This window comes from Wenyingzhuangia marina (assembly GCF_900130035.1).
In the GTDB taxonomy this organism is placed as follows: domain Bacteria; phylum Bacteroidota; class Bacteroidia; order Flavobacteriales; family Flavobacteriaceae; genus Wenyingzhuangia; species Wenyingzhuangia marina.
In genome coordinates this window covers 120,927-142,370 of record NZ_FQXQ01000003.1, presented here as the reverse complement: position 1 = coordinate 142,370, position 21,444 = coordinate 120,927, and the positions used below count along the sequence as shown (strand labels likewise).

Below are 21,444 nucleotides of genomic sequence, written 5' to 3'. Positions count from 1 at the left end.
AAAGGCTTTTTGTTTTAAATAAAATTTCAAATTATATTTTACATTGCTGATTCTGCTGATACAACCATTTGCAATTTAATATTTCCTATATCTTCTGTTTCACCAACAGTTACATCAATAGCATTCTCTGAACTATATTCTACAAAACCTTCTTTAGAAATAACCAAACTATAAGATCCACTTGAAACTCCTTGAAAAACAAATGTTCCTAAAGAATCTGTTTCCGTTGTTGTTACTAATTCTTCTGTCATCGTATCATATAATGAAACCGTTGCACCTTCAATAACTAATGGGTTTTCTTCTACCTCATCTCCTAAATCTTCCCAAACTTTTCCTTTAATAATTCCAGAATTCTTTTCAGCACTTACTCTAATCACTGGCTTTAAACTATAACTTCCATTACCTTGGGCTACAATAGACTCTTGCGCATCCCAGTCTAAAATAAAAGTATAGGAGAATCCTGCTTTAAGTGCTTCATCTAAATTAATCTTTAAACCAGATTGTTGCGCACTAGGAGTACTTAAATCCTTTGCTTCTGTTTCTCCTCTTAAGACAACGGTATTATTATCCCCTAACACCAATCTAATTTGATGCATGGTATTGGCCTCTACCACTTCATCAGCCAAAATTTCATTTTCTCCACCTACTAAAGTTGTTAAATCAACATTTAAAGGTCCTTCAAAACTTTCTAGACTTTGCCAACCTACATCTTCGCCTAAGTTGTATTGAATGTCTATAATTTCAACATTTACCTGCTCGTAATCCCCTGGAGCATCAACTAGTTTAAATTTAACTTGGGCTGTTCCAGTTCCATCACTATCACTACAGCTTTGCATAAAACCTAATGCGGTTAGTGACATTACTGTAAGTACCATTTTCTTAAGACTTAATTTAATTGTTTCCATTTTCATATATCTATCCTTTTAAAATTAATTCACCTTGAAAGCAACAGATACTATGCCAAAACTAACCTATGTTAAAAACAACAATAAATTATAACCATTCTATTTTAAAATAACCTGATGTTTTTAGATCATAAAACAGAGATAAATAGTAATTTTACATCATTATTTTAAATTAAGATGTCAACCAAGAAACACAGTAGGTCTTATAGACTTTTTAGGTTATTTATCTTTAAAAATAGATCTAAAGTTTCACATGCTTTGGATGCTTTTTTTTACGGATTAAAAACGGGAGCCAAAGACACCAAAACAACTACCGGTATTATTCAAAAATACATTCTTCACAGTGGTGACATCACCAAAGAAGATGAGAAATTTTTAAAACTGTATGTTTATGACATGCTCAAAATAGCAGGAATAGGAATTCCTTTTATTCTTTTACCCGGTGCCAGTATTATTATTCCTTTTATTCTAAAAGCTGCAGAAAAAAGAAATATAGATTTGATGCCTTCAAATTTTAAAGGAAAACCAACAAGTAGCATAAAAATAAAGTAATTTGCTCTTTGCTGATAAAGCCACTAATTCATCATGAGTTTAATAACCTATCGATTACACTCCTAAATTAGGCAAGACAAAAGATTTACTATTAGCGTGTAGTCTTATCCACAATCCCGGATTTCTATTTAATTGCTCCATTGCCTCATTTGTATTAGAACTTATTGAAGTATTAAGAACATTTGCATATGTTTTAATTTTAGCCGGTGCGGAATCTGCATCTACGACAGATTGAACCACTTTTTTAGCTTGTAAAATAGCTGCTGGTCCTAAAGTAAGAATATACTTTGCATCTCTACATTCTCTTTCATCATTTTCACCTACAATACTTCCACCTGCCTTAAACTTGCTAATATGATGTTCCAAAATACTATTAGATATTGGAATGATTCCAGCAACATGATGACTTTTTGCACCAGAGAAAGGTTTTATGTAAGCAAGATGTGATGCTTGATTTTCTTCGGGTCCATGACCAATAAAAAAGATATCCAAATCACCCAAATCCTCTAATTTATTTAGATAATTTATAAGAGCTGATTCTAAATCTTCTGTATCTGTTTTCATTGGAGTAAAGCTTTTTATTTTTTTAAAAAAGGCATCTCCTAAAATACGTTCAAAATCTCTTACAAAACTAAAACCGTTACCCATCCCCATTGGAGCAAGTGCATCTTGCGTAAACACATTAAGCCTAGCAAGCAATGCGTCTTGATCTGAAGATTTTGCCAATGCCCCTAGCAAACGATGTAATTCTTGGGCTCCTCTACCTCCAAGAAGCGCAATATTAATATCTCCTTCTTTAGATGCTGCTGTATGATAAAGTTCATTCAACATTGCCTTTCCAACTTCAGCTTCACTATCCAAAATAGTTGGTTTTACTCCAAAATCAGTAAAACTAAATTCTTGATTGTTTTTTTGTGACAACCATACATTATTATGATCCTCATCTCTTGAAAATTTTAAATTATTAACACGCATCATTATTTACTTTTTACTAGCACGTTTAATTACATACTTAAATTTATCTAATATTTTCAAAAATAAAAGAATTCAAAAAACTACCCTCATTATCATTGCTTTTCTTTTCCAAAGGTAAAATATCAAATATTTTTTTGTAACGGGTCATAGACACTTTTTGTTATCTCATTAATTTTAAGTAAATTAGGTAGAACAACAAAAAATTTATCATTATGACTAATCAAAAAATAGTATTAAAAAATGCTGCCAAAATATATGCAGCCATTGTTGGATTTTACTTTTTCATGAAACTGATTGGGATGGCTGAAGTTGTAGAATTTAGAATATTAAATATTCTATTTGTTATTTGGGGAATTAACAATTCAATAAGAAATAATATCCATGAGAATATGGACAATAATTATTTAACCAACTTATCAATGGGATTTTCTACTGGTTTGTTAGGAATTATTGGAGTAATTGCCTCCTTAGTAATGTATATTACACTAATAGATGATTCTTTAATGATGACTTTACAAAGCACTTCTTTTTGGGGTAATAATTTAACTCTACCAAAAGTGGTGTTTTCTATGACTGTAGAAGCCATGGCATCTTGTGTTATTAGTACCTTTGTGTTAATGCAGTATTGGAAAAAACATAAAATTGAATCTTTGATAAAACATTCTTAAAAAACATCCCAACAATAAAGGTTGGGATTTTTTGTTTTAGTATTTTTGAGCTACTCAATTTTTATACAGATGATTACATTAAAAAACTTTAAGATTATTGCCTTACTAGAAGGTATTTCATATTTATTACTATTAGGAATAGGTTCTCCTTTAAAACACTTTACAGGAAACGATGTTATAGTTAAAACCTTAGGAATGCCACATGGTTTGTTATTTGTAACATATGTAATAATGGCTTTTTTGCTAAAAAGTGAACAAAAATGGTCTACAAAAGAGTTTGCAATTATATTAGTGTGTTCCATTTTGCCTTTTGGAACTTTTTATGCTGATAAAAAATACTTACAGTTAAAATAAAGAACCACAACAACTTATACAAAGGCCCAATTTTAAATTTAAGATTGGGCTTTTTTTATCTAAAATATTCATTTAATCCTACTAAAATAAACTACTTTCGCGCTGATTTTTGGTTTGCTGCTTTTAGAATATAAAAAGTCGTAATGAAAAGGGAATCAGGTGAAAATCCTGAACAGTACCCGCTGCTGTAAGTTTCTCTGTTTATTCAGAAAAAATTTGTTAACAATACCACTGTCAGTTTTGATGGGAAGGGTTACACAAACGAAACGAGTCAGAATACCTGCCATTCATCGAAAAAACAAAGCTTTCGGGAGTTATAGCTTTGGGTAAATTTTTATTGGATTTATCCGATCATTCCTTGCTGTTTTGTTTTTAAAATAAAATTATTATCAATTATTTTAAATACAAACAAATGAACAACAAATCATTTTTAATGGCCTTATTAGGCCTTTCATTCACTACTTTTACAGCTTGTAAAAAAGAATCTATTGAAGAAGTCGATCTTTTTGAGATGTACTCTAGACCTATTACTACAGAAAGTAGTCCATACATTTCTGAGGTCTTATCCTACCGTCCGGGACCAGGACAGTATACCAATAAGAATTTAGGTAATCTTGAGTCATCTGAATCAATTATTGGAGACAAAACGGGATTAGTATCTCTTGGTGCTTGGGGAGGATCTATCATCTTTACTTTTGATCATACAATTCCAAATATGAAAAATGAGAATGACTTCATTATTTACGGAAATGCTTTTTCAGGATTTTCTGAACCTGGAATTGTACAAGTCTCTTTTGACGAAAACGGGAATGGAATTGCTGATGATACTTGGTATGAAATTGCTGGAAGTGCTCACAAAAACAATAACACATTGTTAAATTATGAAACCACCTATACGAACCCTAATAATGATACTGAAGATGTACCCTGGGTAGATAACTTTAATAATAATGGTGTTATAAAGGCTGGAACCATAAATAAATATCCTTTATTTATTGAAGAACAAGAAACTGTTACTTATTCTGGAACTAGAATTTTCCCAACCATTAACAGTGGTGGATTAGTTAGCATAGAGCCTCTTGAATGGGGATATGCAGATAATTTCAATTCAGATTATCAAGCAAATGGAAACGGAAATGTATTTGATATTGATTGGGCTGTTGATCAAAACTTAAACTCTGTTAGTTTACGTGGAATTGACTTTATTAAAGTATATACTGGAGCTCAAGAAAGTTTAGGTTTTCTAGGAGAATTTTCTACCGAAATTAAAGGAGCAGAAGATTTATCTTTGAGAGAAACAGAAGAATAATTAACATTATTTATATTTACAAAAAATCCCCATTTAATTTCTCAAATGGGGATTTTTATTTATTTAGATAAATATACTATTCGTACATTTTAGTTCTTAATTCTTTAATTTTTGGATCGTCTAAGTACTCATCAAATGTTGCGTATTTATCAATCACTCCTTTAGGTGTAATTTCTATAATTCTATTCGCCACTGTTTGTGCAAACTCGTGGTCATGCGTTGAAAACAATACCGTTCCTTTAAAGTTTTTTAACGAGTTGTTTAAAGCCTGAATAGATTCTAAGTCTAAGTGGTTGGTTGGTTCATCCAACACCAAAACATTAGCTCTGGTCATCATCATACGAGACAACATACAACGTACTTTTTCCCCTCCAGACAATACATTACATTTCTTTAAAGCTTCCTCTCCACTAAAAATCATCTTTCCTAAGAAACCTCTTAAATGAACTTCTTCTCTTTCCTCTTCAGTTTTTGCATATTGGCGTAACCAATCTACCAAGTTTAATTTTTCATCTACAAAAAATGATGAATTGTCAGATGGTAAATAAGATTGGTTCGTAGTTATTCCCCATTTGTATTCTCCGGTATCAGCAGACTCATTCCCCATTATAATTTGGTAAAAAGAAGTTACTGCTTTAGAATTTTTAGAAACCACTAAAACTTTATCTCCCTTTGCTAAGTTGATATCAACATCTTTAAACAAAGTTTCTCCTTCAAAAGATTTTGATAAGTTTTCTATGTTTAAAATTTGATCTCCTGCCTCTCTATCTCTATCAAAAATAATTGCTGGATATCTACGGCTAGAAGGTTGAATTTCATCAACATTTAACTTTTCAATCATTTTTTTACGAGAAGTCGCTTGTTTTGACTTGGCAACATTGGCAGAAAAACGACGAATAAAGTCTTCTAATTCTTTCTTTTTATCTTCAGCTTTTTTATTGGCTTGTTGACGTTGTTTTGCCGCTAATTGAGAAGACTCATACCAGAAAGTATAGTTTCCTGAGTAATGATTGATCTTTCCAAAATCGATATCTGAAATATGAGTACAAACAGCATCTAAAAAGTGACGGTCATGCGATACAACAATCACTGTATTTTCATAATTAGCTAAGAAATTTTCCAACCAAGCAATGGTTTCAAAATCCAAGTCGTTGGTAGGCTCATCCATAATCAATACATCAGGATTTCCAAACAAGGCTTGTGCTAATAACACTCGTACTTTAGTTTTACCGTCCAAATCGGCCAATAAAGTATAATGTAAATCGTCTTTAATTCCTAAGTTAGATAACATGGTTGCAGCTGCTGCATCGGCGTTCCATCCATCCATTTCTTCAAAACGAACTTGTAACTCACCTATTTTCTCAGCATTTTCATCAGTGTAATCAGCATACAAAGCATCAATCTCTGTTTTGATTTTGTGCAACTCTTTGTTACCCATCAATACCGTTTCTAAAACCGTATATTCATCATAGGCATAGTGATCTTGAGTTAATACCGACATACGTTTTCCTGGATCTAAAGTAACATGACCAGAGGTTGCTTCCATCTTCCCAGATAAAATCTTTAAAAAAGTAGATTTCCCCGCTCCATTGGCACCAATAATACCATAGCAATTCCCTTGTACGAATTTTGTATTCACTTCATCGAACAACACTCTTTTTCCGAACTGTACCGATAGATTTGAAACTGTTAACATGACTCTTATTTTTAATTTGGTGCAAAAATACAAAATTGATAAAGAAAACTGCTTAGATTTCAAAGAGCTTTCATAAGAATTTATATCTTTAATTAATGGATTTTTTTCACCTTAAAAACGCAGTGTTTATTGGGTTCTTTCTAGCTTTTATGATAGGACCTGTATTTTTTAAACTTATACAAACCAGTATTTTAAAAGGAGTTAGGCATGCTATTGCTTTTGATTTAGGCGTTATTTTGGGTGATGTTTCTTTTATTTTAATTGCTTATTTTGGAAGTAGACCTTTCTTAAAAGAGATTAAAAACGATCCTAAATTGTTTATAGTTGGAGGTATTATTTTAATTATTTATGGATTGATTACTGTATTTAGCAAAGACAATAAAAAAGAATCTGATGATGAAATAAAACTAAAAATATCTTCTACCAACGAGTATTTAAAACTTTTTTTAGGAGGATTTCTATTAAACTTCATCAACGTTGGTGTCTTAGCTTTTTGGCTAGGTTTAATTGTAGTTATTGGTCCTGCATTGGATATGAATTCAACTTCTATTTTTTGGTATTTCACCATTATTATCATCAGTTATTTTGTGACTGATATTGGAAAAATACTCTTAGCCAAACAATTAAAACATAAATTAACACCCAAAGTAGTGCTTCAAATCAAAAAAATAATGGGAATTATTTTAATTGTTTTTGGGGTTTTTATGACTCTAAAAGGTTTTATACCTAAAAGCGATTTTAACTTTGATAGTTATATTGAAACTCCTAAAAATTAGATTTCACATCATGATGAAAAATAAACAGTTATTACTCAAAATATTATTACTTGTATCAACATGTTTAAATGCACAACAATATTTTGGAGGACATCCTTTGGGACAAAATTGGCAAATCATAAGTTCTCCGGCAGTTAGAGTAATTTATCCAAATGGAATGAATCCACAAGCAGAAAGGATTGCTAGGATTATTAATTACATGGATCAAAACAACAGACGTTCTATAGGAAACAAAAAAAGACAGATTGATATTGTTTTACAAACCCAAACCACCATTCCCAATGGATATGTAGGCTTGGCTCCTTTTAGAAGTGAGTTTTATGGAACACCGCCACAAAGCAATTTATCTCTCGGTTCTTTAGGTTGGTTAGATGTATTGTCAATTCATGAATACAGACATGTGTTACAAAACATCAATGCTAAAAACGGAATTGTTAACTTTTTCTATTATTTGGGTGGAGAATCTTATTGGGCTGTGGTAAACAATATGGTGTTGCCTAATTGGTATTACGAAGGAGATGCCGTGATTACAGAAACTGCTTTGAGTGATTCTGGTAGAGGTAGAAGTCCTTATTTTACCTTACAACAAAGAGCTTTGATTGCTGAAAACATTGATTATTCTTATTTAAAAAACAGAAATGGATCTTATAAAGACATGCTTCCAAATCATTATCCTTTAGGGTATATGATGTTGACTTATTTAAGAAATCATTATGGAAACGATGTCATTGCCGATATTTTAAAAGAATCAACTGCTTATGATGGGCTGATTTATCCTTTTTCTAAAGCCATTAAAAGACATACAGATTTAAAAGGAACTAAAGATTTATATAAAAAATCTTGGGAAGAATTTAAAGAAAAAACTCAAACTCAATTAGAAAACACAGCGTTGATTGCCACCACTCCGCTCCTTAAAAAATCACCTAAAACAATTACTACCTATAGTTATCCTATTCTATTAAACAACAATACTGTAATTGCTAGAAAAAAAAGTTATAACACTACGGATGAATTAGTGAAAATAAGCAACGGAAAAGAAACTAAGATTACTTCCATTGGAATTAACAATGATGATTTTTTATCATACAATCAAAATTTGTTGGCTTGGACAGAAAGCACCAGAAATCCACGTAGAGGAGCACAAAATTATTCTGATATTGTTCTTTATGATTTAAAAACAAATCAGAAAAAAAGATTGACCAAACATACACGTTATTTTTCACCTTCTATTTCTCCCGATGGAACTAAAATTGCCATTATTAATATTAGCTCTCTGGAGGAATTCAACCTTTGTATTTTAAATACAAAAACAGGACAAATAGAAAAAACTTTTGAAAATCCGAGGAACAACTTTTTATCTAGAACCGCTTGGACTACTGACGGAAAAAACATTATTACCATTATAAAAGAAAACGGAAAGCTTTGTTTGGTTAAAATAAATATTGAAAATGGTGAAACAACAGAGTTAACTCCTTGGACTTCGCATACTATAGAAACTCCGTTTGTGACTCAAAACAAGGTTTATTTTAACGCTAGTTATTTAGGAATCGACAATATTTACAGCACAGATTTACAAGGAAGTAAAAAAATCAATAAAGAAACTTCTGTAAAAGTTGGGGCTTTTCAACCTAGTATCTACAAAGATCAATTGATGTTTACAGAATTCAGTTCAAAGGGTTTTCTAATTTCATCACAAAAATTGATACCAAAGAATTCTTTTATTAGTTACCAAGAACCTAATAGAATGGAGCAATTTAATACAGTAGCCAATCAAACTGAAGGTGGAAATATTTTAACTAAAATAGACAGTACAACTACCTATAACACCAAAAACTACCACGGATTGTTTAAAGGATTAAAATTCCATACTTGGGGAATTATTCCATCATCTTCAGTATCTTCTATAAACCTAAGAGCGGTAAATATGTTGAATGATGTTGCTGTTAACTTTAGTAGTGGTATCAATCATAATGAAAACAATGCTATTTTTTACAATGGAAACATTGTAATTTCAAGATTCTATCCAGAAATAACGTTTAGTGCTAACAAAACAAATAGACAAACTATTTTTGAAGACAATGTAAGTAATAGCCTTAATCTTCTAGATTTTGATGAAACCAATTTAGGTTTAAAAATAGGGATTCCACTTACTTGGTACAAGGGAAATTACATCACTAATTTTGAACCTTATGTAGAAGGAAATCAATTTATTTTAAACAACTCTAAAACTGTTTTTAATCAAAAAAGTTTTACTGCATATAATGCAGGACTTTCTTTTAGTACTTATAAGAGAACCGCTTTACAAAATATTGGTCCACGTATGGGTTTTGCCATGGATATGAGTAAAAGGGCTGACTTTTTAAACACTGATAATGGTAATCAATTTAACATCAATACAACCCTCTATTTACCTGGAGTTTCTAAAAATCATAATCTTAGAATAAGAGGAGCTTATCAAAAAGAAAAACTAAGCAATACTTATCAATTTAGTGATTATTATATTTATCCTAGAGGTTACAGCGCTCCTTTAAATGATGAGTTTAAATCCATTAGTTTTAATTATGATTTGCCATTGGCTTATCCAGATTTTGGCTTTGCTGGATTGATTTATTTTAAAAGAATTAGAGCCAATTTATTTTATGATTATGGTATTGGAAAATTAACCAGTAATAATATCAAAGAAGAATATAAAACACAAACTTATAATTCTACGGGAACAGAAGTTTTATTTGACAATGTTTACTTTAATGTATTGCCCATTTCTGCAGGAATTAGATACTCACATTTATTAAAAGAAAACCTATTAGGAAATAATTCTAGTGGATTTCAATTTATTTTAGCCACAAACTTATCTTTCTAAACATCTATTTAACTTGAATTTGCATCAAAAAGAAACAAATGACCTCAAATCAACAACCCAATAATCCGCTACACGGAATAAAATTAGCTGATATTCTTGCTGAATTAATTGAAAATTTAGGTTGGGAAGAGATGGAAAAAGAGACTGGAATCAAATGTTTTGGTAATAATCCTACCTTTAAAAGTAGTTTAAAGTTCCTAAGAACCATGCCTTGGGCTAGGAAACGTACGGAAGATTTATACTTAGATTGGTTAGAATATAAAGAGTTGCATAATCTATAGGTAGTTCTAAGTAAATAGCGTACATTTGCATTTTTATAATCAGATTTGCAAACTTGTCGTATAGGTTTGTGGATCATAAACAAACTTATATGTCGACATTTAGCGAATTAGGGTTGAAAGAAGAAATTCTTTCAGCTTTGATAGAGATGGGGTATGAAACTCCGTCAGAAATTCAAGAAAAAGCAATTCCACAAGTAATATCATCCACTGATGATTTAAAGGCTTTTGCACAAACAGGAACAGGAAAAACAGCTGCTTTTAGTTTACCAATTATTCAACAAATTGATGTTAACAACAACAATGTACAGGCAATTATTTTGTCTCCTACACGTGAGTTGGCAGTTCAAATTGGAGATCAAATAGAAAAATTTTCTAAAAACATTAGAGGTTTAAAAGTTGTAACTGTATACGGAGGAGCAAGTATTGAAGACCAAACTAGAAAATTAAACAAAGGAGCACAAATTGTAGTAGGTACTCCAGGTAGAACGGTTGATTTAATTAACAGAAGAAGACTAAAACTAGAAAACTTACAATGGTTGGTTTTAGATGAAGCTGATGAGATGTTAAACATGGGATTCAAAGACGATTTGGATGCAGTGTTAGAATCTACTCCATCAACCAAACAAACTTTATTATTCTCTGCAACTTTTCCAAAAGAAGTTGAAGCAATTGCACGTAACTATATGCACCAACCCGTAGAGCTTTCTGCAGGTACAAAAAACACTGGTTCTGATGATGTTAGTAACGAATATTACGTAGTTACAGAAAGGAACCGTTATGCTGCTATTAAACGTATTGCTGATGTAAATCCTGATATTTACGGAATTATTTTCTGTAGAACTAGACGTGAATGTCAAGAAGTATCAGAAAAATTAATTGCAGACGGATACAATGCAGATTCTTTACATGGAGACTTATCTCAAGCACAACGTGATAACGTAATGCAAAAGTTCCGTAACAAAACAGTTCAAATGTTAGTAGCTACAGACGTTGCTGCTCGTGGATTAGATGTAAACAATTTAACACACGTAATTAACCATAAATTACCAGACCAAAACGAAGCTTACACACACCGTAGCGGACGTACAGGTAGGGCTGGTAACAAAGGGGTTTCTATTGTATTAGTAACTGCTAGAGAAGTTGGTAAATTAAGACCTATTGAACGTAAAATTCAAAAGAAATTCATCAAAAAAGAAGTTCCTAGTGGAAAAGAAATTTGTGAAATTCAATTGTTTAAATTGGTTGAAAAAGTAAAAAACACTGAAATTAACACCAAAGAAATTTCTGGTTATTTAGATAATATCTATAAACAATTTGAAGGATTGTCTCGTGAAGAGTTGATTCAAAAATTTATTTCTGTTGAATTTAATGCATTCTTAGAATACTATTCTAAAGCTAATGACATTAACGACAATAGACCTGCAAGAGAAAGTGATGATAGAGGAAGAAGAAGAGATGATGAAAACATGTCTCGTTTCTTTATCAACATTGGTAGAAAAGACAATTTAACACCTCCTCGTTTAATGGGATTGATCAATGATCAAAACATTACCAACAACGTAGAGATTGGACAAATTGAAATTTTAGATACTTTTTCTTTCTTTGAATTAGACAAAAATTTTGAAAAAGAAACCCTTGATGCATTTTTAGCCAATGCCCCTGAATTTGAAGGAAGAGGTGTAAATGTAGAAATCACTAAAAAACGTCGCTCTAGCGGAGGTGGTCGTGGAGACAGAAGACCTCGTAGAGACGGTGGAAATTTCCGTGGAGGAGAAAGAAACGATAGACCTCGTAGAGACAGTGGTGACTTTAAAGGTAAACGTAGAGAAGGGTCTGGATCTGGAAACAGAGAAACTTCTAGCCGTAGCGCTACTTCAGGACGTGTTCAAAACAAATCATGGGGACGTAAAAGAGACTAAATTTCTGTACAAAACATATTAAAAAAGAGGACTATTAAATAGTCCTCTTTTTTTATGCTAAGTTGTGTCGTTCTCCGTTTACTTTCTAATGAAATCTTTTATCTTTGACAACATGAAAAAACTACTGTCATTGCTTTTATTGGTAACTTTCTCTGCAACTATATTTAGTTGTCAAGATGAATTTTGCTTAGATGCAACTACTCCAAACCTAATTATTCGTTTTTACGATAAAGACACCATTACAAAAACAAAATCTATTAAATTAATTGTTCGGGCTAATTCAAAAGACACTTTATATAATGGAATAAATACAGATTCATTATCTATTCCTTTAGATACTCAAAATAACAATGTTACATATCACATTTCTATTTTAGACAATCCAAATAGTCAGGAAGACATCAATATTAATTATACCACTGAAGATGTGTTTGTATCTAAAGCCTGTGGTTTTAAAAGTATATTTAAAGATGTTAGTATCACAACGACTCATAACAACTGGCTTTCCTCTGCTACTCCAACTTCAACATTCAATATCACAGATCAAACTCAAGCGCATGTTAAAATATTTCATTAGTTGCCTTATTTTACTTTGTTCCTTGGTTAGTACAGCGCAGAGTAAAGAAAAAGACACTTTAAATAGTATCAAAACTATTAAAAGAGATAGTGTTGGGGCTTTTTACAATCCTAAAACTTATGGTTTACGCATTGGGGTAGATTTGGTAAAACCAGCCTTATCTTTTATAGAAAAAGCAGACTTTAAAGGTGGAGAAATTATTGCTGACTGGAGAATTAATACTCGTTTATTTGCTGCTGGGGAATTAGGCTATACCAAAAGAACTATTCAAGAAGATTATTTTAATCATACTGCTAGTGGAAGTTATTTAAAATTAGGGGTAAACTATAACCTATATACCAACTGGTTAGATATGGATAACGAAACTTTTCTTGGAGCCAGATATGGTACTAGTGTTTATAATGATAATTTAAACAGTTATACCATATTTCAAAATGGAGAGTATTTTGATCCAAAAACAACTATTGGAGAAAAATACAACAACCTAAACACACATTGGTTTGAACTTGTTGCTGGTTTAAAAGTGGAAACTTTTAAGAATCTATTTTTAGGATTTATGGTTAGTTTTAGTAAAGTAATATCTACCAACAATCCGGATAACTATAAAAGTACTTACAGTCCTGGAATTGGAAAAATATCTAAAAACGGATCCGGAGCAAATATCAATTATACCATTTCTTACAGAATTCCTTTATATAAAAAATAAATCATGCAAAAAATTCCATCTGTTGATTTACAACAATTTTTATCAAATAATCCTTCAAACAAACAAGCCTTTGTATCACAAATAGGAAATGCTTTTAGCAATATTGGTTTTGTTGCTTTAAAAGGACATTTTTTATCAGATGAATTGATTGATGAATTATATCAGGAAATTAAGAACTTTTTTAATCTGCCTCAAGAGATTAAAGATAAGTATGAAATTGATGGCTTGGGTGGACAACGAGGTTACACTTCGTTTGGTAAAGAAAGTGCAAAAGGAAAAAAAGAAGGAGATTTAAAGGAATTTTGGCATTTTGGACAATATGTTGATAAAAACGAGGTGTTATCTGAAGCTTTACAAAAAGTATTGATTCCGAATATTATTGTTGAAGAACTTCCTAATTTTAATAAAGTAGGAAAAGAAGTTTATCAGCAATTAGAAAAAACAGCTAAATATGTTTTAAGAGCTTTGGCTATTTTTCTAGAATTAGAAGAAACTTATTTTGATGAATATATTCACAATGGAAATAGTATTTTAAGACCCATACACTATCCTCCTATTCAAACAGAACCTAAAGGAGCCGTTAGGGCTGCTGCTCATGGAGACATCAACTTGATCACTTTATTAATGGGGGCACAGGGAAAAGGTTTACAAGTACAAAACTTGCAAGGAGATTGGATTGATGCCATTGCACAACCAGATGAATTGATGATTAATGTAGGTGATATGTTGTCTAGATTAACCAACAACAAATTAAAATCGACCATTCATCAAGTGATTAATCCTCCTAAAGAACTTTGGGGTACTTCTCGTTATTCTATTCCATTTTTTATGCACCCGGTACCAACAATGGACTTAACTTGTTTAGACAATTGTGTATCAGCGAACAACCCAAAAAAGTTTGAAGACATTACTGCAGGAGACTTTTTATTTGAGAGACTCAAAGAGCTAGGATTGATTAAATAGCAAAAAACAACTCTTTTCACTAAACTATTTTTATTATTTTTGTTAAAAAATGAAGAATGGATAAAAAAAGACACAATGAAAGAAAGAGGACTTCAAAAAGAAAAAATAGAATTTTAGACAGACCCAAGCTATTTTTCATTTTATTAGGAACCATTTTTATATTATTTGGTGTATTTATAGGAGAGGTAAAAATATCTGATTATACTTTCCCTTTTTATTACCCAATTCTCTTTGGGTTATTTCTTGAGTTATTATCAATTCTTATATTTGTAAAACAAAAACAAATTAAAGATTTAAATGGCTAAAAAATTAAATGATCTATCAGCATTAGGAGCTTTTGCATATTCTACCAATGAAGATGTTTATTTTGACAATGGTGAGGATCAAACTGAAACTTTACCTAATAACAAACAACAATTAGAAGCCGTTTTTTCTAACAAAGGTCGTGGTGGTAAAACCGTAACTATCATTAGAGGTTTTGTGGGTACTGATGACGATTTAAAAGCGCTTGGTAAAATACTTAAAAACAAATGTGGTGTTGGTGGAAGTATTAAAGATGGTGAAATTATTATTCAGGGAAATCACCGAGATAAAATCATGGAAATTTTAACCAAAGATGGTTATAAAGTAAAAAGAGTTGGAGGTTGATTTTCATTAATTAACTTCCATTTTATTTCTTCTTTTCCTATACTTTTTAAATACTCATTTGTTTTAGAAAAGTGCTTACAACCAAACCAACCGCCTTTATTGGCTCCTAATGGTGAAGGATGTGTAGCTTTTAAAATCCTGTGTTTTTTTATATCAATTAAAGCTTCTTTTTTCTGAGCAAAACCTCCCCAAAGTAAAAAGACAACTCCTTGTTTTTCTGATGATATTTTCTGAATTACAGCATCTGTAAATTGATTCCATCCAAATTTTTGATGAGTATTCGGTTTTCCTTCTGTTACTGTTAAAGTAGCATTTAACAACAAAACACCTTGTTTTGCCCAAGCAGTTAAATCTCCAAAATTATTGGGCATCTCAATTTCTAAATCATCAGAAACTTCTTTATAAATGTTTTTTAACGAAGGTGGAAATTTTTGATTTCCAACATATGAAAAACACAAACCATTGGCCTGACCTTTTCCATGATATGGATCTTGTCCAATTATCACCACTTTTAACTCATTAAAAGAACAACATTTAAAAGCATTAAACACCTCTTTTTTAAGCGGGTAACAAATATTTGATTCATATACACTCTCTACCCTTTCAACCAAATTAGACCAGTAAGATTTGGTGAATTCTTCTTGTAATAGTTCATGCCAATCATTTTGTAGTAGGTTCTGCATATTTATTATTGAATGTGTATTTTTGTATCGCTTACAAAATAACAATATATACAGTAAGTATACAATTATAGCATGAGTCAAATACAAAGTAAAACATTACAAGATTTAGAGTTTTCTATTATTTTAGAAAGCATTTCCAAACATTGTACTTCAGAAAAAGGTAAAGAGCTAGTTAAGAACATTGTTCCTTATGCAAACAAACCTGATTTAGAAATTGCTTTGGCACAAGTAAATGAATACTTGGGTTCTTTGGTAAGTGAAAATAGAATTCCAAATCATTACTTTGATGATGTTGACAAAGAAATAAAACTTTTAAAAATTGAAAACAGTAAGTTATTACCAGAAGCTTTTTTAAAAATTGCTAATATTTCTAATACCTCAAACGAACTAATTGTTCATTTTCAAAAATTTAAAGACTACTACCCTACTTTATCTTTACTAACGGAAAATATTGAATTCACCAAAAACATTGTAGATGCTATTTTTAAAATCATCACCAATTATGGAGAAGTTCAGAGCAAAGCATCAGAGTTATTAAATCAAATTAGAAAAAGATTAAACGATGTTAGAAGTCAAATCAGCACTTCTTTTAATAGTGAATTGGCAAAATATAACAAAGCAGGATATTTAGATGATATTAGAGAGTCTATCATAGAAAACCAACCTGTTTTAGCTGTACAATCCATTCACAGAAAAAAAGTAAAAGGAAGTATTTTAGGGACTTCTAAAACGGGAAGCATTGTATTTATTGCCCCACAAAACACTTTAAATTTATACAGACAATTACAAGAACTTTTATTAGAAGAAAAACAAGAGATTGATAGAATTTTAAGAATTCTTACTAATGAAATCAGACCTTTTGCTCCATTAATAGAAGAATATATAAAACTTTTAGTAGCCTTAGATGTATTAAAAGCAAAGGCATTTTATGCCAAAGAAATAAACGGTGTAAAACCTGAGTTCTCTAAAAATCATGAGATCAATTACATCAATGCATATCATCCTATTTTATTAGAAAAAAACAAATCAAGAAATCTACCTGTTATTCCCCAGTCATTATTATTAGGAGAAAAACAGCAAATTATTGTTATTTCTGGTCCCAATGCAGGTGGTAAAAGTATTACCTTAAAAACCATTGGATTGTTACAAGTTATGATTCAGAGTGCCGTTTTAATACCTGTACATGAAAACAGTACCACTCACTTTTTTGATCATATTTTAACAGATATTGGAGACAATCAATCTATAGAAAACCAATTAAGTACTTATAGTTATCGATTAAAAAACATGCGTGGTTTTTTAAAAAAATGCACCAACAATACTTTGTTTTTAATTGATGAATTTGGAACTGGTTCCGATCCCGAATTAGGTGGAGCATTGGCCGAAATTTTCTTAGAAGAATTTTATAATGTAGGAGCTTATGGAGTTATTACCACTCACTATACCAATTTAAAAGTATTAGCCGATGAGTTAGAAAACGTGGTGAATGCCAACATGGCTTTTGATAGTAAAACATTAGAACCTATGTTTACTTTGTTAATTGGTCAACCAGGAAGTTCATTTACTTTTGAAGTAGCACAAAAAAATGGAATTCCATACAGTTTAATCAACCGAGCTAAAAAGAAAATAGACAAATCTAAAGTCCGTTTTGACAAAACCATTTCTAAATTACAGCAAGAACGAAGCAATTTGCAACGTAACACTCTGGACATGGAGCAGCAAAGTTCTAAAGCCAAAGAATATGCTGATGTTTTGGCAGAAAAAGAAGCTAAAATTCAAGACAAATTAGAAAGTTTTCAGACGTTGTATGACACCAATCAAAAGATATTGAGTATTGGTAGAAAAATAAATGAATTGATTAATAAATACTTCCAAACCAATAATAAAAAAGAGTTTAAAACGGAATTGGATAAATGGGTGATGATTGAAAAATCTAAGTATGATATTGCTCATCCGAAGGTAAAAAAATCAAAACCTCAAAAAGTAAAAGAAAAAGTTGCCAAGAAAAAAGCTGAAATTGCTTTGAAAAAAACAGAAGAAGAAGTTTTAACAAAGGTTGTTGAAGTAAGAAAAGAAAAAATAAAAGAAGAAAAAATAGCCGCCGAGAAAAAAGCTAGCTATGTATTTAAAGTTGATGATAAGGTTAGATTAATTGACGGTAGAGCTTGTGGAGTCATAGAAAAAATTGACAAGAAAAAAGTAACCATTAACTACGGAATGTTTACTACTGCAACGACTTTAGATAAAATTGAATTGGTAGTTTCTGCAAAGAGAAAAAAGTAATTAATTTAAAATCACTTTTTTTATCAACTCTTCCCCAAGAGCTTCATTCATCATGGTTAGGATTTTCTCCTTTCCATAACTCAACTCTGTTCTTAAAGCTGCTGATGATATTTTAACTATTAACGTTCCTCCTTTTAAACTTATTTTTTCAGTATAAGATTTAACCCCAGGTCCCATTAATTTTACCCACTCTTCTTCTACATTAATTTTCTGAAACCCTTGCTCTAAATTATTTGCTTTGATAAAATGTTTCATCAAATCACTTAAAGGATTGGCTTCATTATTTCTAACAGTTCGCTGATCTATTCTTTTTTTAGCCATTACAAGTGAAATATTTTATAGGGTTGATCTGTTCTTTTAACTACATTTTCAGTTCTATCTCCATGCGTATCAGTAATAAATATCTGACCAAAATGATCTTTATTTACCAAGTTGATGACTTGTGTAACCCTATTTTCATCAAGTTTGTCAAAAATATCATCAAACAAAAGAATTGGTTTTTTACCGGTTACTTGTTTCATAAACTCAAACTGAGCCAATTTTAAAGCTATTAAATAGGATTTTTGCTGTCCTTGAGAACCAAATTTTTTAATAGGATATCCATTCAATTCAAACTGTAAATCATCTTTATGAATTCCTACAGAAGTATACTGTAGCATTCTATCCTTTCCCAAATTTTGTTCAAACAACTCTAACAAAGGAGCTTCATCTAACTGTGTTTTATACAACAAACCCACCTCTTCTTTAGAATTGCTTATTTCTTGATAACACTCATTAAAAATAGGAGCAAATTCTTTTAAAAACCAAACACGTTTTTCATAAATATAATCACTCAATTCTAATAATTGTTCATTATAAACACTTAAATTCAAGGCATCAAAAGTTCTATTAGCTGCAAAATACTTTAACAAAGCATTACGCTGTGTTAGTATTTTATTGTAGTTCACTAAGTTTTGTAAATAGGTATTATCTTGTTGAGAAATAACCCCATCCATAAATTTTCTTCGAGTTTCACTTCCTTCAATAATCAAATCTCTATCTGATGGTGAAATAATCACCAAAGGAAAATTCCCTATATGATCAGAAAACTTTTCGTAAGATTTTCCGTTTCGTTTCACTATTTTTTTAGTTCCTTTTTTAAGACTACAAACAATCTTTTCCAAACGTTCATCTTCTAACAAATAATCGCCCTCTATCAAAAAAAACTCTTCGCCGTGCTTAATATTTTGGGTAGCTACCGCATTAAAATAGCTCTTAGTGTAAGACAAATAATAGATTGCATCTAACACATTGGTTTTCCCTACTCCATTGTTTCCAATAAAACAGTTAATCTTAGCATCAAAATCAAAGTTTTCTGATGTGATATTTTTATAATTTACCAAAGATAATTTCTGAAGATGCATGTTTGTTTTTACGCTATTAAAAAAGGAAGTGCAATTTATCATTTTTTTTGCTGAATCCTGTGTTTTGATATTCGATTAAAAAAACTATTTTTGTCCAACTCAGATTTAAATTAATTATTAAAAACATAACATATTTCAATGGCTACATATCAAAAAAGAGGTTACAAAAAGACGAATGAAGTTGAAGAGGAAGTAATTGTAGACAATACAGGGAACACTGAACATAGTACTACTGCCGAGGTATTTAATACTTTAGATGAAACCGCAAACATCTCAGAAAAATGGATTGAAAAAAATAGCAAACCATTGTTTATTGGATTAATTGCTGCCGTATTAATTATTTTTGGATACATGGGATATAGTCAATTTATTGCTGCTCCTAAAGAAAAAGAAGCTGCCGATGCTTTATTTTTTGCAAAACAAGAATTTACAAAAGCAACTGCTGGTACAGATGAAACATTATTTACCACTGCCTTAGAAGGTGCTGAAGGAAATTATGGATTGGTTGATATCGCTGAAAACTACTCTGGTACAGAGGCTGGTAATTTAGCTAAATACTACGCTGGAATTTCTTACTTAAACTTAAAAGAATACAGTAAAGCAATTGATTATTTAAAAGACGTAGATACTAAAGATCCTGTTTTAAATGCGACTGTTGCTGGAAGCATTGGTGATGCATCTTTGGCTAGTAATGACCTTAACGAAGCTTTATTATATTTTGCTAAGGCTGGTGAAAATGCTACTAATAATGCCATTGCTCCTGTTTACTTAATGAAAGCAGGTAAAGTTGCTTTGACTTTAAAAAACTTTGATAAAGCAGAGGATTTATTTGAAAATGTAAAGGAAAATTACCCAAATTCATCTCAAGCAAAAAACATCGATTTGTACATCAATCAAGCTAAATACGCTAATAATTAGTTGTTGGTTTCTAGTTCTTAGTTCATAGCTAATAACTAACAACAAACAACCATAAACTAAAAAACATGGCTACTACAGACTTATCAGCATACGATAAAGAAGACTTACCTAACGTTAAAGGATTTAGATTTGGAATTGTTACTTCTGAATGGAATCCTGAAATTACTGAAAATTTAACTTTAGGAGCAATTGATACTCTATTAGACAACGGTGTTGCCGAAGAAGATATCATTACTTGGAAAGTTCCAGGAAGTTTTGAGTTAATTTACGGATGTAAAAAAATGTTAGAGAGCAGAAATGTAGATGCTATTATTGCTATTGGAAACGTAATTCAAGGAGAAACAAAACATTTTGATTTTGTTTGTGAAGGAGTTACTCAAGGAATTAAAGACTTGAACATACAATACAATACACCAACTATTTTCTGTGTACTTACAGACAATACAAAACAACAATCTCTAGAGAGATCTGGAGGTAAACTAGGAAACAAAGGAATTGAGTGTGCTGTGGCTGCTATTAAAATGGCTGCTTTAAACAAACGCTAATCCCCTACCAAATACAAAGCATTATTGTCGAATTTTTCTTAAATTTGACAATAATGTTTTTTTTATAAGCCATGTTTAAAACCCCTTTCAAACCCATAGGTCACTATGTATTTAACTACAAACCTCGTTATTACGACGAGCGTAAGGAGCGTATACAGGCTTTAGAAGAACGTTATAAAAGAGAAAATGATGGAGAGCACACAGTAACGCTATCTAAAAACAACTTAAAAAATGAATGGTCAAGATCAAAGGCTTCTGCTTTTGACGACAAAAGTTCAACCTATAGACTTTTATTGATTGTTCTAATTCTTTCACTATTTACTTGGGGATTATTCAATTTTGATAAAATCATTAATGCCAAAGAAGGCTTCACTAAAGTTGTTGAAGCAATATGGATATCTATTGGTAAAAAATAAGACTCGT

General features: G+C 31.0%; 23 protein-coding genes and 1 riboswitch. Of the genes, 17 read left to right on the top strand and 6 right to left on the bottom strand.

Annotated features, from left to right (window positions below; all coding sequences use genetic code 11):
- Positions 1 to 38: 38 nt before the first annotated feature.
- The gene (locus BUB70_RS07550; protein ID WP_159431421.1) at positions 39 to 905 is read right to left on the bottom strand and encodes a DUF4382 domain-containing protein; all 867 of its coding nucleotides are present in this window, start codon (positions 903 to 905) and stop codon (positions 39 to 41) included.
- 177 nt (positions 906 to 1,082) lie between these two features.
- Between BUB70_RS07550 and BUB70_RS07545 the strand changes: the two genes are divergently transcribed.
- Positions 1,083 to 1,457 carry a hypothetical protein gene (locus BUB70_RS07545; protein WP_073120190.1) on the top strand — a complete coding sequence of 125 codons (375 nt, stop codon included), beginning with the start codon at positions 1,083 to 1,085 and terminating at the stop codon, positions 1,455 to 1,457.
- Positions 1,458 to 1,511: 54 nt separating this feature from the next.
- Here BUB70_RS07545 and BUB70_RS07540 read toward each other — a convergent pair whose 3' ends face one another.
- A complete protein-coding gene (locus BUB70_RS07540; RefSeq protein WP_200777489.1) occupies positions 1,512 to 2,435 on the bottom strand; it encodes a hypothetical protein in 924 nt (307 codons plus the stop codon).
- 209 nt (positions 2,436 to 2,644) lie between these two features.
- Between BUB70_RS07540 and BUB70_RS07535 the strand changes: the two genes are divergently transcribed.
- The 3 genes from BUB70_RS07535 to BUB70_RS07525 all read left to right on the top strand — a co-directional run bounded on the left by BUB70_RS07535 (position 2,645) and on the right by BUB70_RS07525 (position 4,763).
- Positions 2,645 to 3,100, top strand: a complete 456-nt coding sequence (locus tag BUB70_RS07535; protein ID WP_073120186.1) for a hypothetical protein — start codon at positions 2,645 to 2,647, stop codon at positions 3,098 to 3,100.
- 69 nt (positions 3,101 to 3,169) lie between these two features.
- The gene (locus BUB70_RS07530) at positions 3,170 to 3,454 is read left to right on the top strand and encodes a DUF3817 domain-containing protein (protein WP_073120182.1); all 285 of its coding nucleotides are present in this window, start codon (positions 3,170 to 3,172) and stop codon (positions 3,452 to 3,454) included.
- Between the two features lie 93 nt (positions 3,455 to 3,547).
- Positions 3,548 to 3,756: riboswitch (cobalamin riboswitch) on the top strand.
- A gap of 110 nt (positions 3,757 to 3,866) precedes the next feature.
- A complete protein-coding gene (locus BUB70_RS07525; protein WP_073120179.1) occupies positions 3,867 to 4,763 on the top strand; it encodes a hypothetical protein in 897 nt (298 codons plus the stop codon).
- A gap of 76 nt (positions 4,764 to 4,839) precedes the next feature.
- On the opposite strand, the gene BUB70_RS07520 is transcribed toward BUB70_RS07525, so the two are convergent.
- Positions 4,840 to 6,459: an ABC-F family ATP-binding cassette domain-containing protein gene (locus tag BUB70_RS07520; RefSeq protein WP_073120176.1), complete on the bottom strand. Its 1,620-nt coding sequence runs from the start codon at positions 6,457 to 6,459 to the stop codon at positions 4,840 to 4,842.
- Positions 6,460 to 6,554: 95 nt separating this feature from the next.
- Here BUB70_RS07520 and BUB70_RS07515 point away from each other — a divergent pair, with 95 nt between their 5' ends.
- From BUB70_RS07515 to BUB70_RS07475, 9 genes are all read left to right on the top strand, one after another.
- Positions 6,555 to 7,235, top strand: a complete 681-nt coding sequence (locus tag BUB70_RS07515; protein WP_073120173.1) for a LysE family translocator — start codon at positions 6,555 to 6,557, stop codon at positions 7,233 to 7,235.
- A gap of 10 nt (positions 7,236 to 7,245) precedes the next feature.
- A complete protein-coding gene (locus BUB70_RS07510) occupies positions 7,246 to 10,095 on the top strand; it encodes a TolB family protein (protein WP_143155261.1) in 2,850 nt (949 codons plus the stop codon).
- 38 nt (positions 10,096 to 10,133) lie between these two features.
- The gene (locus BUB70_RS07505; RefSeq protein WP_073120168.1) at positions 10,134 to 10,376 is read left to right on the top strand and encodes a VF530 family protein; all 243 of its coding nucleotides are present in this window, start codon (positions 10,134 to 10,136) and stop codon (positions 10,374 to 10,376) included.
- An 89-nt stretch (positions 10,377 to 10,465) separates the two neighbouring features.
- A complete protein-coding gene (locus tag BUB70_RS07500) occupies positions 10,466 to 12,295 on the top strand; it encodes a DEAD/DEAH box helicase (RefSeq protein ID WP_073120166.1) in 1,830 nt (609 codons plus the stop codon).
- 112 nt (positions 12,296 to 12,407) lie between these two features.
- Positions 12,408 to 12,872: a DUF6452 family protein gene (locus tag BUB70_RS07495; protein WP_143155260.1), complete on the top strand. Its 465-nt coding sequence runs from the start codon at positions 12,408 to 12,410 to the stop codon at positions 12,870 to 12,872.
- Positions 12,853 to 13,578, top strand: a complete 726-nt coding sequence (locus BUB70_RS07490; protein WP_073120161.1) for a DUF6048 family protein — start codon at positions 12,853 to 12,855, stop codon at positions 13,576 to 13,578. The genes BUB70_RS07495 and BUB70_RS07490 overlap by 20 nt, the downstream gene beginning before the upstream one ends.
- A gap of 3 nt (positions 13,579 to 13,581) precedes the next feature.
- Complete coding sequence (locus tag BUB70_RS07485; protein ID WP_073120159.1) at positions 13,582 to 14,541, top strand: isopenicillin N synthase family dioxygenase; 960 nt, start codon at positions 13,582 to 13,584, stop codon at positions 14,539 to 14,541.
- 56 nt (positions 14,542 to 14,597) lie between these two features.
- The gene (locus BUB70_RS07480) at positions 14,598 to 14,846 is read left to right on the top strand and encodes a hypothetical protein (protein ID WP_073120157.1); all 249 of its coding nucleotides are present in this window, start codon (positions 14,598 to 14,600) and stop codon (positions 14,844 to 14,846) included.
- Positions 14,839 to 15,189, top strand: coding sequence for a translation initiation factor (locus tag BUB70_RS07475; protein ID WP_073120155.1), 351 nt, complete (start codon positions 14,839 to 14,841; stop codon positions 15,187 to 15,189). Before BUB70_RS07480 ends, BUB70_RS07475 begins: the two co-directional genes overlap by 8 nt.
- Here BUB70_RS07475 and ung read toward each other — a convergent pair.
- On the bottom strand, positions 15,162 to 15,872 hold the full coding sequence (gene ung / locus BUB70_RS07470) for a uracil-DNA glycosylase (protein ID WP_073120153.1): 711 nt from the start codon (positions 15,870 to 15,872) through the stop codon (positions 15,162 to 15,164). The two genes, BUB70_RS07475 and ung, sit on opposite strands and share 28 nt — an antisense overlap.
- A 72-nt stretch (positions 15,873 to 15,944) precedes the next feature.
- On the opposite strand from ung, the gene BUB70_RS07465 reads away from it, so the two are divergent.
- Entirely contained in the window at positions 15,945 to 18,155 is a 2,211-nt protein-coding gene (locus tag BUB70_RS07465) for an endonuclease MutS2 (RefSeq protein ID WP_073120151.1), read from the top strand.
- Here the strand turns inward: BUB70_RS07465 and BUB70_RS07460 are convergent, their stop codons facing one another.
- Positions 18,156 to 18,476 carry a DciA family protein gene (locus tag BUB70_RS07460; RefSeq protein ID WP_073120148.1) on the bottom strand — a complete coding sequence of 107 codons (321 nt, stop codon included), beginning with the start codon at positions 18,474 to 18,476 and terminating at the stop codon, positions 18,156 to 18,158.
- A complete protein-coding gene (recF, locus tag BUB70_RS07455) occupies positions 18,476 to 19,558 on the bottom strand; it encodes a DNA replication/repair protein RecF (RefSeq protein WP_073120145.1) in 1,083 nt (360 codons plus the stop codon). Before recF ends, BUB70_RS07460 begins: the two co-directional genes overlap by 1 nt.
- A gap of 138 nt (positions 19,559 to 19,696) precedes the next feature.
- Here recF and BUB70_RS07450 point away from each other — a divergent pair, with 138 nt between their 5' ends.
- The 3 genes from BUB70_RS07450 (at position 19,697) to BUB70_RS07440 (ending at position 21,437) form a co-directional block, all read left to right on the top strand.
- Positions 19,697 to 20,476: a tetratricopeptide repeat protein gene (locus BUB70_RS07450; RefSeq protein ID WP_073120141.1), complete on the top strand. Its 780-nt coding sequence runs from the start codon at positions 19,697 to 19,699 to the stop codon at positions 20,474 to 20,476.
- A gap of 65 nt (positions 20,477 to 20,541) precedes the next feature.
- Positions 20,542 to 21,021 (top strand): 6,7-dimethyl-8-ribityllumazine synthase, encoded by a 480-nt coding sequence (gene ribH / locus BUB70_RS07445; protein WP_073120138.1) that lies wholly within the window; start codon positions 20,542 to 20,544, stop codon positions 21,019 to 21,021.
- A 71-nt stretch (positions 21,022 to 21,092) separates the two neighbouring features.
- The gene (locus tag BUB70_RS07440) at positions 21,093 to 21,437 is read left to right on the top strand and encodes a hypothetical protein (RefSeq protein ID WP_073120134.1); all 345 of its coding nucleotides are present in this window, start codon (positions 21,093 to 21,095) and stop codon (positions 21,435 to 21,437) included.
- The last annotated feature ends 7 nt before the right edge of the window (positions 21,438 to 21,444 follow it).

Coding starts and splice junctions, on each gene's coding strand:
- BUB70_RS07540 (WP_200777489.1), bottom strand. CDS start 2,435: ATGATGCGTGTTAATAATTTAAAATTTTCAAGAGATGAGGATCATAAT.
- BUB70_RS07485 (WP_073120159.1), top strand. CDS start 13,582: ATGCAAAAAATTCCATCTGTTGATTTACAACAATTTTTATCAAATAAT.
- BUB70_RS07525 (WP_073120179.1), top strand. CDS start 3,867: ATGAACAACAAATCATTTTTAATGGCCTTATTAGGCCTTTCATTCACT.
- BUB70_RS07550 (WP_159431421.1), bottom strand. CDS start 905: ATGGAAACAATTAAATTAAGTCTTAAGAAAATGGTACTTACAGTAATG.
- BUB70_RS07535 (WP_073120186.1), top strand. CDS start 2,645: ATGACTAATCAAAAAATAGTATTAAAAAATGCTGCCAAAATATATGCA.
- BUB70_RS07475 (WP_073120155.1), top strand. CDS start 14,839: ATGGCTAAAAAATTAAATGATCTATCAGCATTAGGAGCTTTTGCATAT.
- ribH (WP_073120138.1), top strand. CDS start 20,542: ATGGCTACTACAGACTTATCAGCATACGATAAAGAAGACTTACCTAAC.
- BUB70_RS07505 (WP_073120168.1), top strand. CDS start 10,134: ATGACCTCAAATCAACAACCCAATAATCCGCTACACGGAATAAAATTA.
- BUB70_RS07500 (WP_073120166.1), top strand. CDS start 10,466: ATGTCGACATTTAGCGAATTAGGGTTGAAAGAAGAAATTCTTTCAGCT.
- BUB70_RS07460 (WP_073120148.1), bottom strand. CDS start 18,476: ATGGCTAAAAAAAGAATAGATCAGCGAACTGTTAGAAATAATGAAGCC.
- BUB70_RS07545 (WP_073120190.1), top strand. CDS start 1,083: ATGTCAACCAAGAAACACAGTAGGTCTTATAGACTTTTTAGGTTATTT.
- BUB70_RS07450 (WP_073120141.1), top strand. CDS start 19,697: ATGGCTACATATCAAAAAAGAGGTTACAAAAAGACGAATGAAGTTGAA.
- BUB70_RS07480 (WP_073120157.1), top strand. CDS start 14,598: ATGGATAAAAAAAGACACAATGAAAGAAAGAGGACTTCAAAAAGAAAA.
- BUB70_RS07465 (WP_073120151.1), top strand. CDS start 15,945: ATGAGTCAAATACAAAGTAAAACATTACAAGATTTAGAGTTTTCTATT.
- ung (WP_073120153.1), bottom strand. CDS start 15,872: ATGCAGAACCTACTACAAAATGATTGGCATGAACTATTACAAGAAGAA.
- BUB70_RS07495 (WP_143155260.1), top strand. CDS start 12,408: ATGAAAAAACTACTGTCATTGCTTTTATTGGTAACTTTCTCTGCAACT.
- BUB70_RS07515 (WP_073120173.1), top strand. CDS start 6,555: ATGGATTTTTTTCACCTTAAAAACGCAGTGTTTATTGGGTTCTTTCTA.
- BUB70_RS07530 (WP_073120182.1), top strand. CDS start 3,170: ATGATTACATTAAAAAACTTTAAGATTATTGCCTTACTAGAAGGTATT.
- BUB70_RS07490 (WP_073120161.1), top strand. CDS start 12,853: ATGTTAAAATATTTCATTAGTTGCCTTATTTTACTTTGTTCCTTGGTT.
- recF (WP_073120145.1), bottom strand. CDS start 19,558: ATGCATCTTCAGAAATTATCTTTGGTAAATTATAAAAATATCACATCA.
- BUB70_RS07440 (WP_073120134.1), top strand. CDS start 21,093: ATGTTTAAAACCCCTTTCAAACCCATAGGTCACTATGTATTTAACTAC.
- BUB70_RS07510 (WP_143155261.1), top strand. CDS start 7,246: ATGATGAAAAATAAACAGTTATTACTCAAAATATTATTACTTGTATCA.
- BUB70_RS07520 (WP_073120176.1), bottom strand. CDS start 6,459: ATGTTAACAGTTTCAAATCTATCGGTACAGTTCGGAAAAAGAGTGTTG.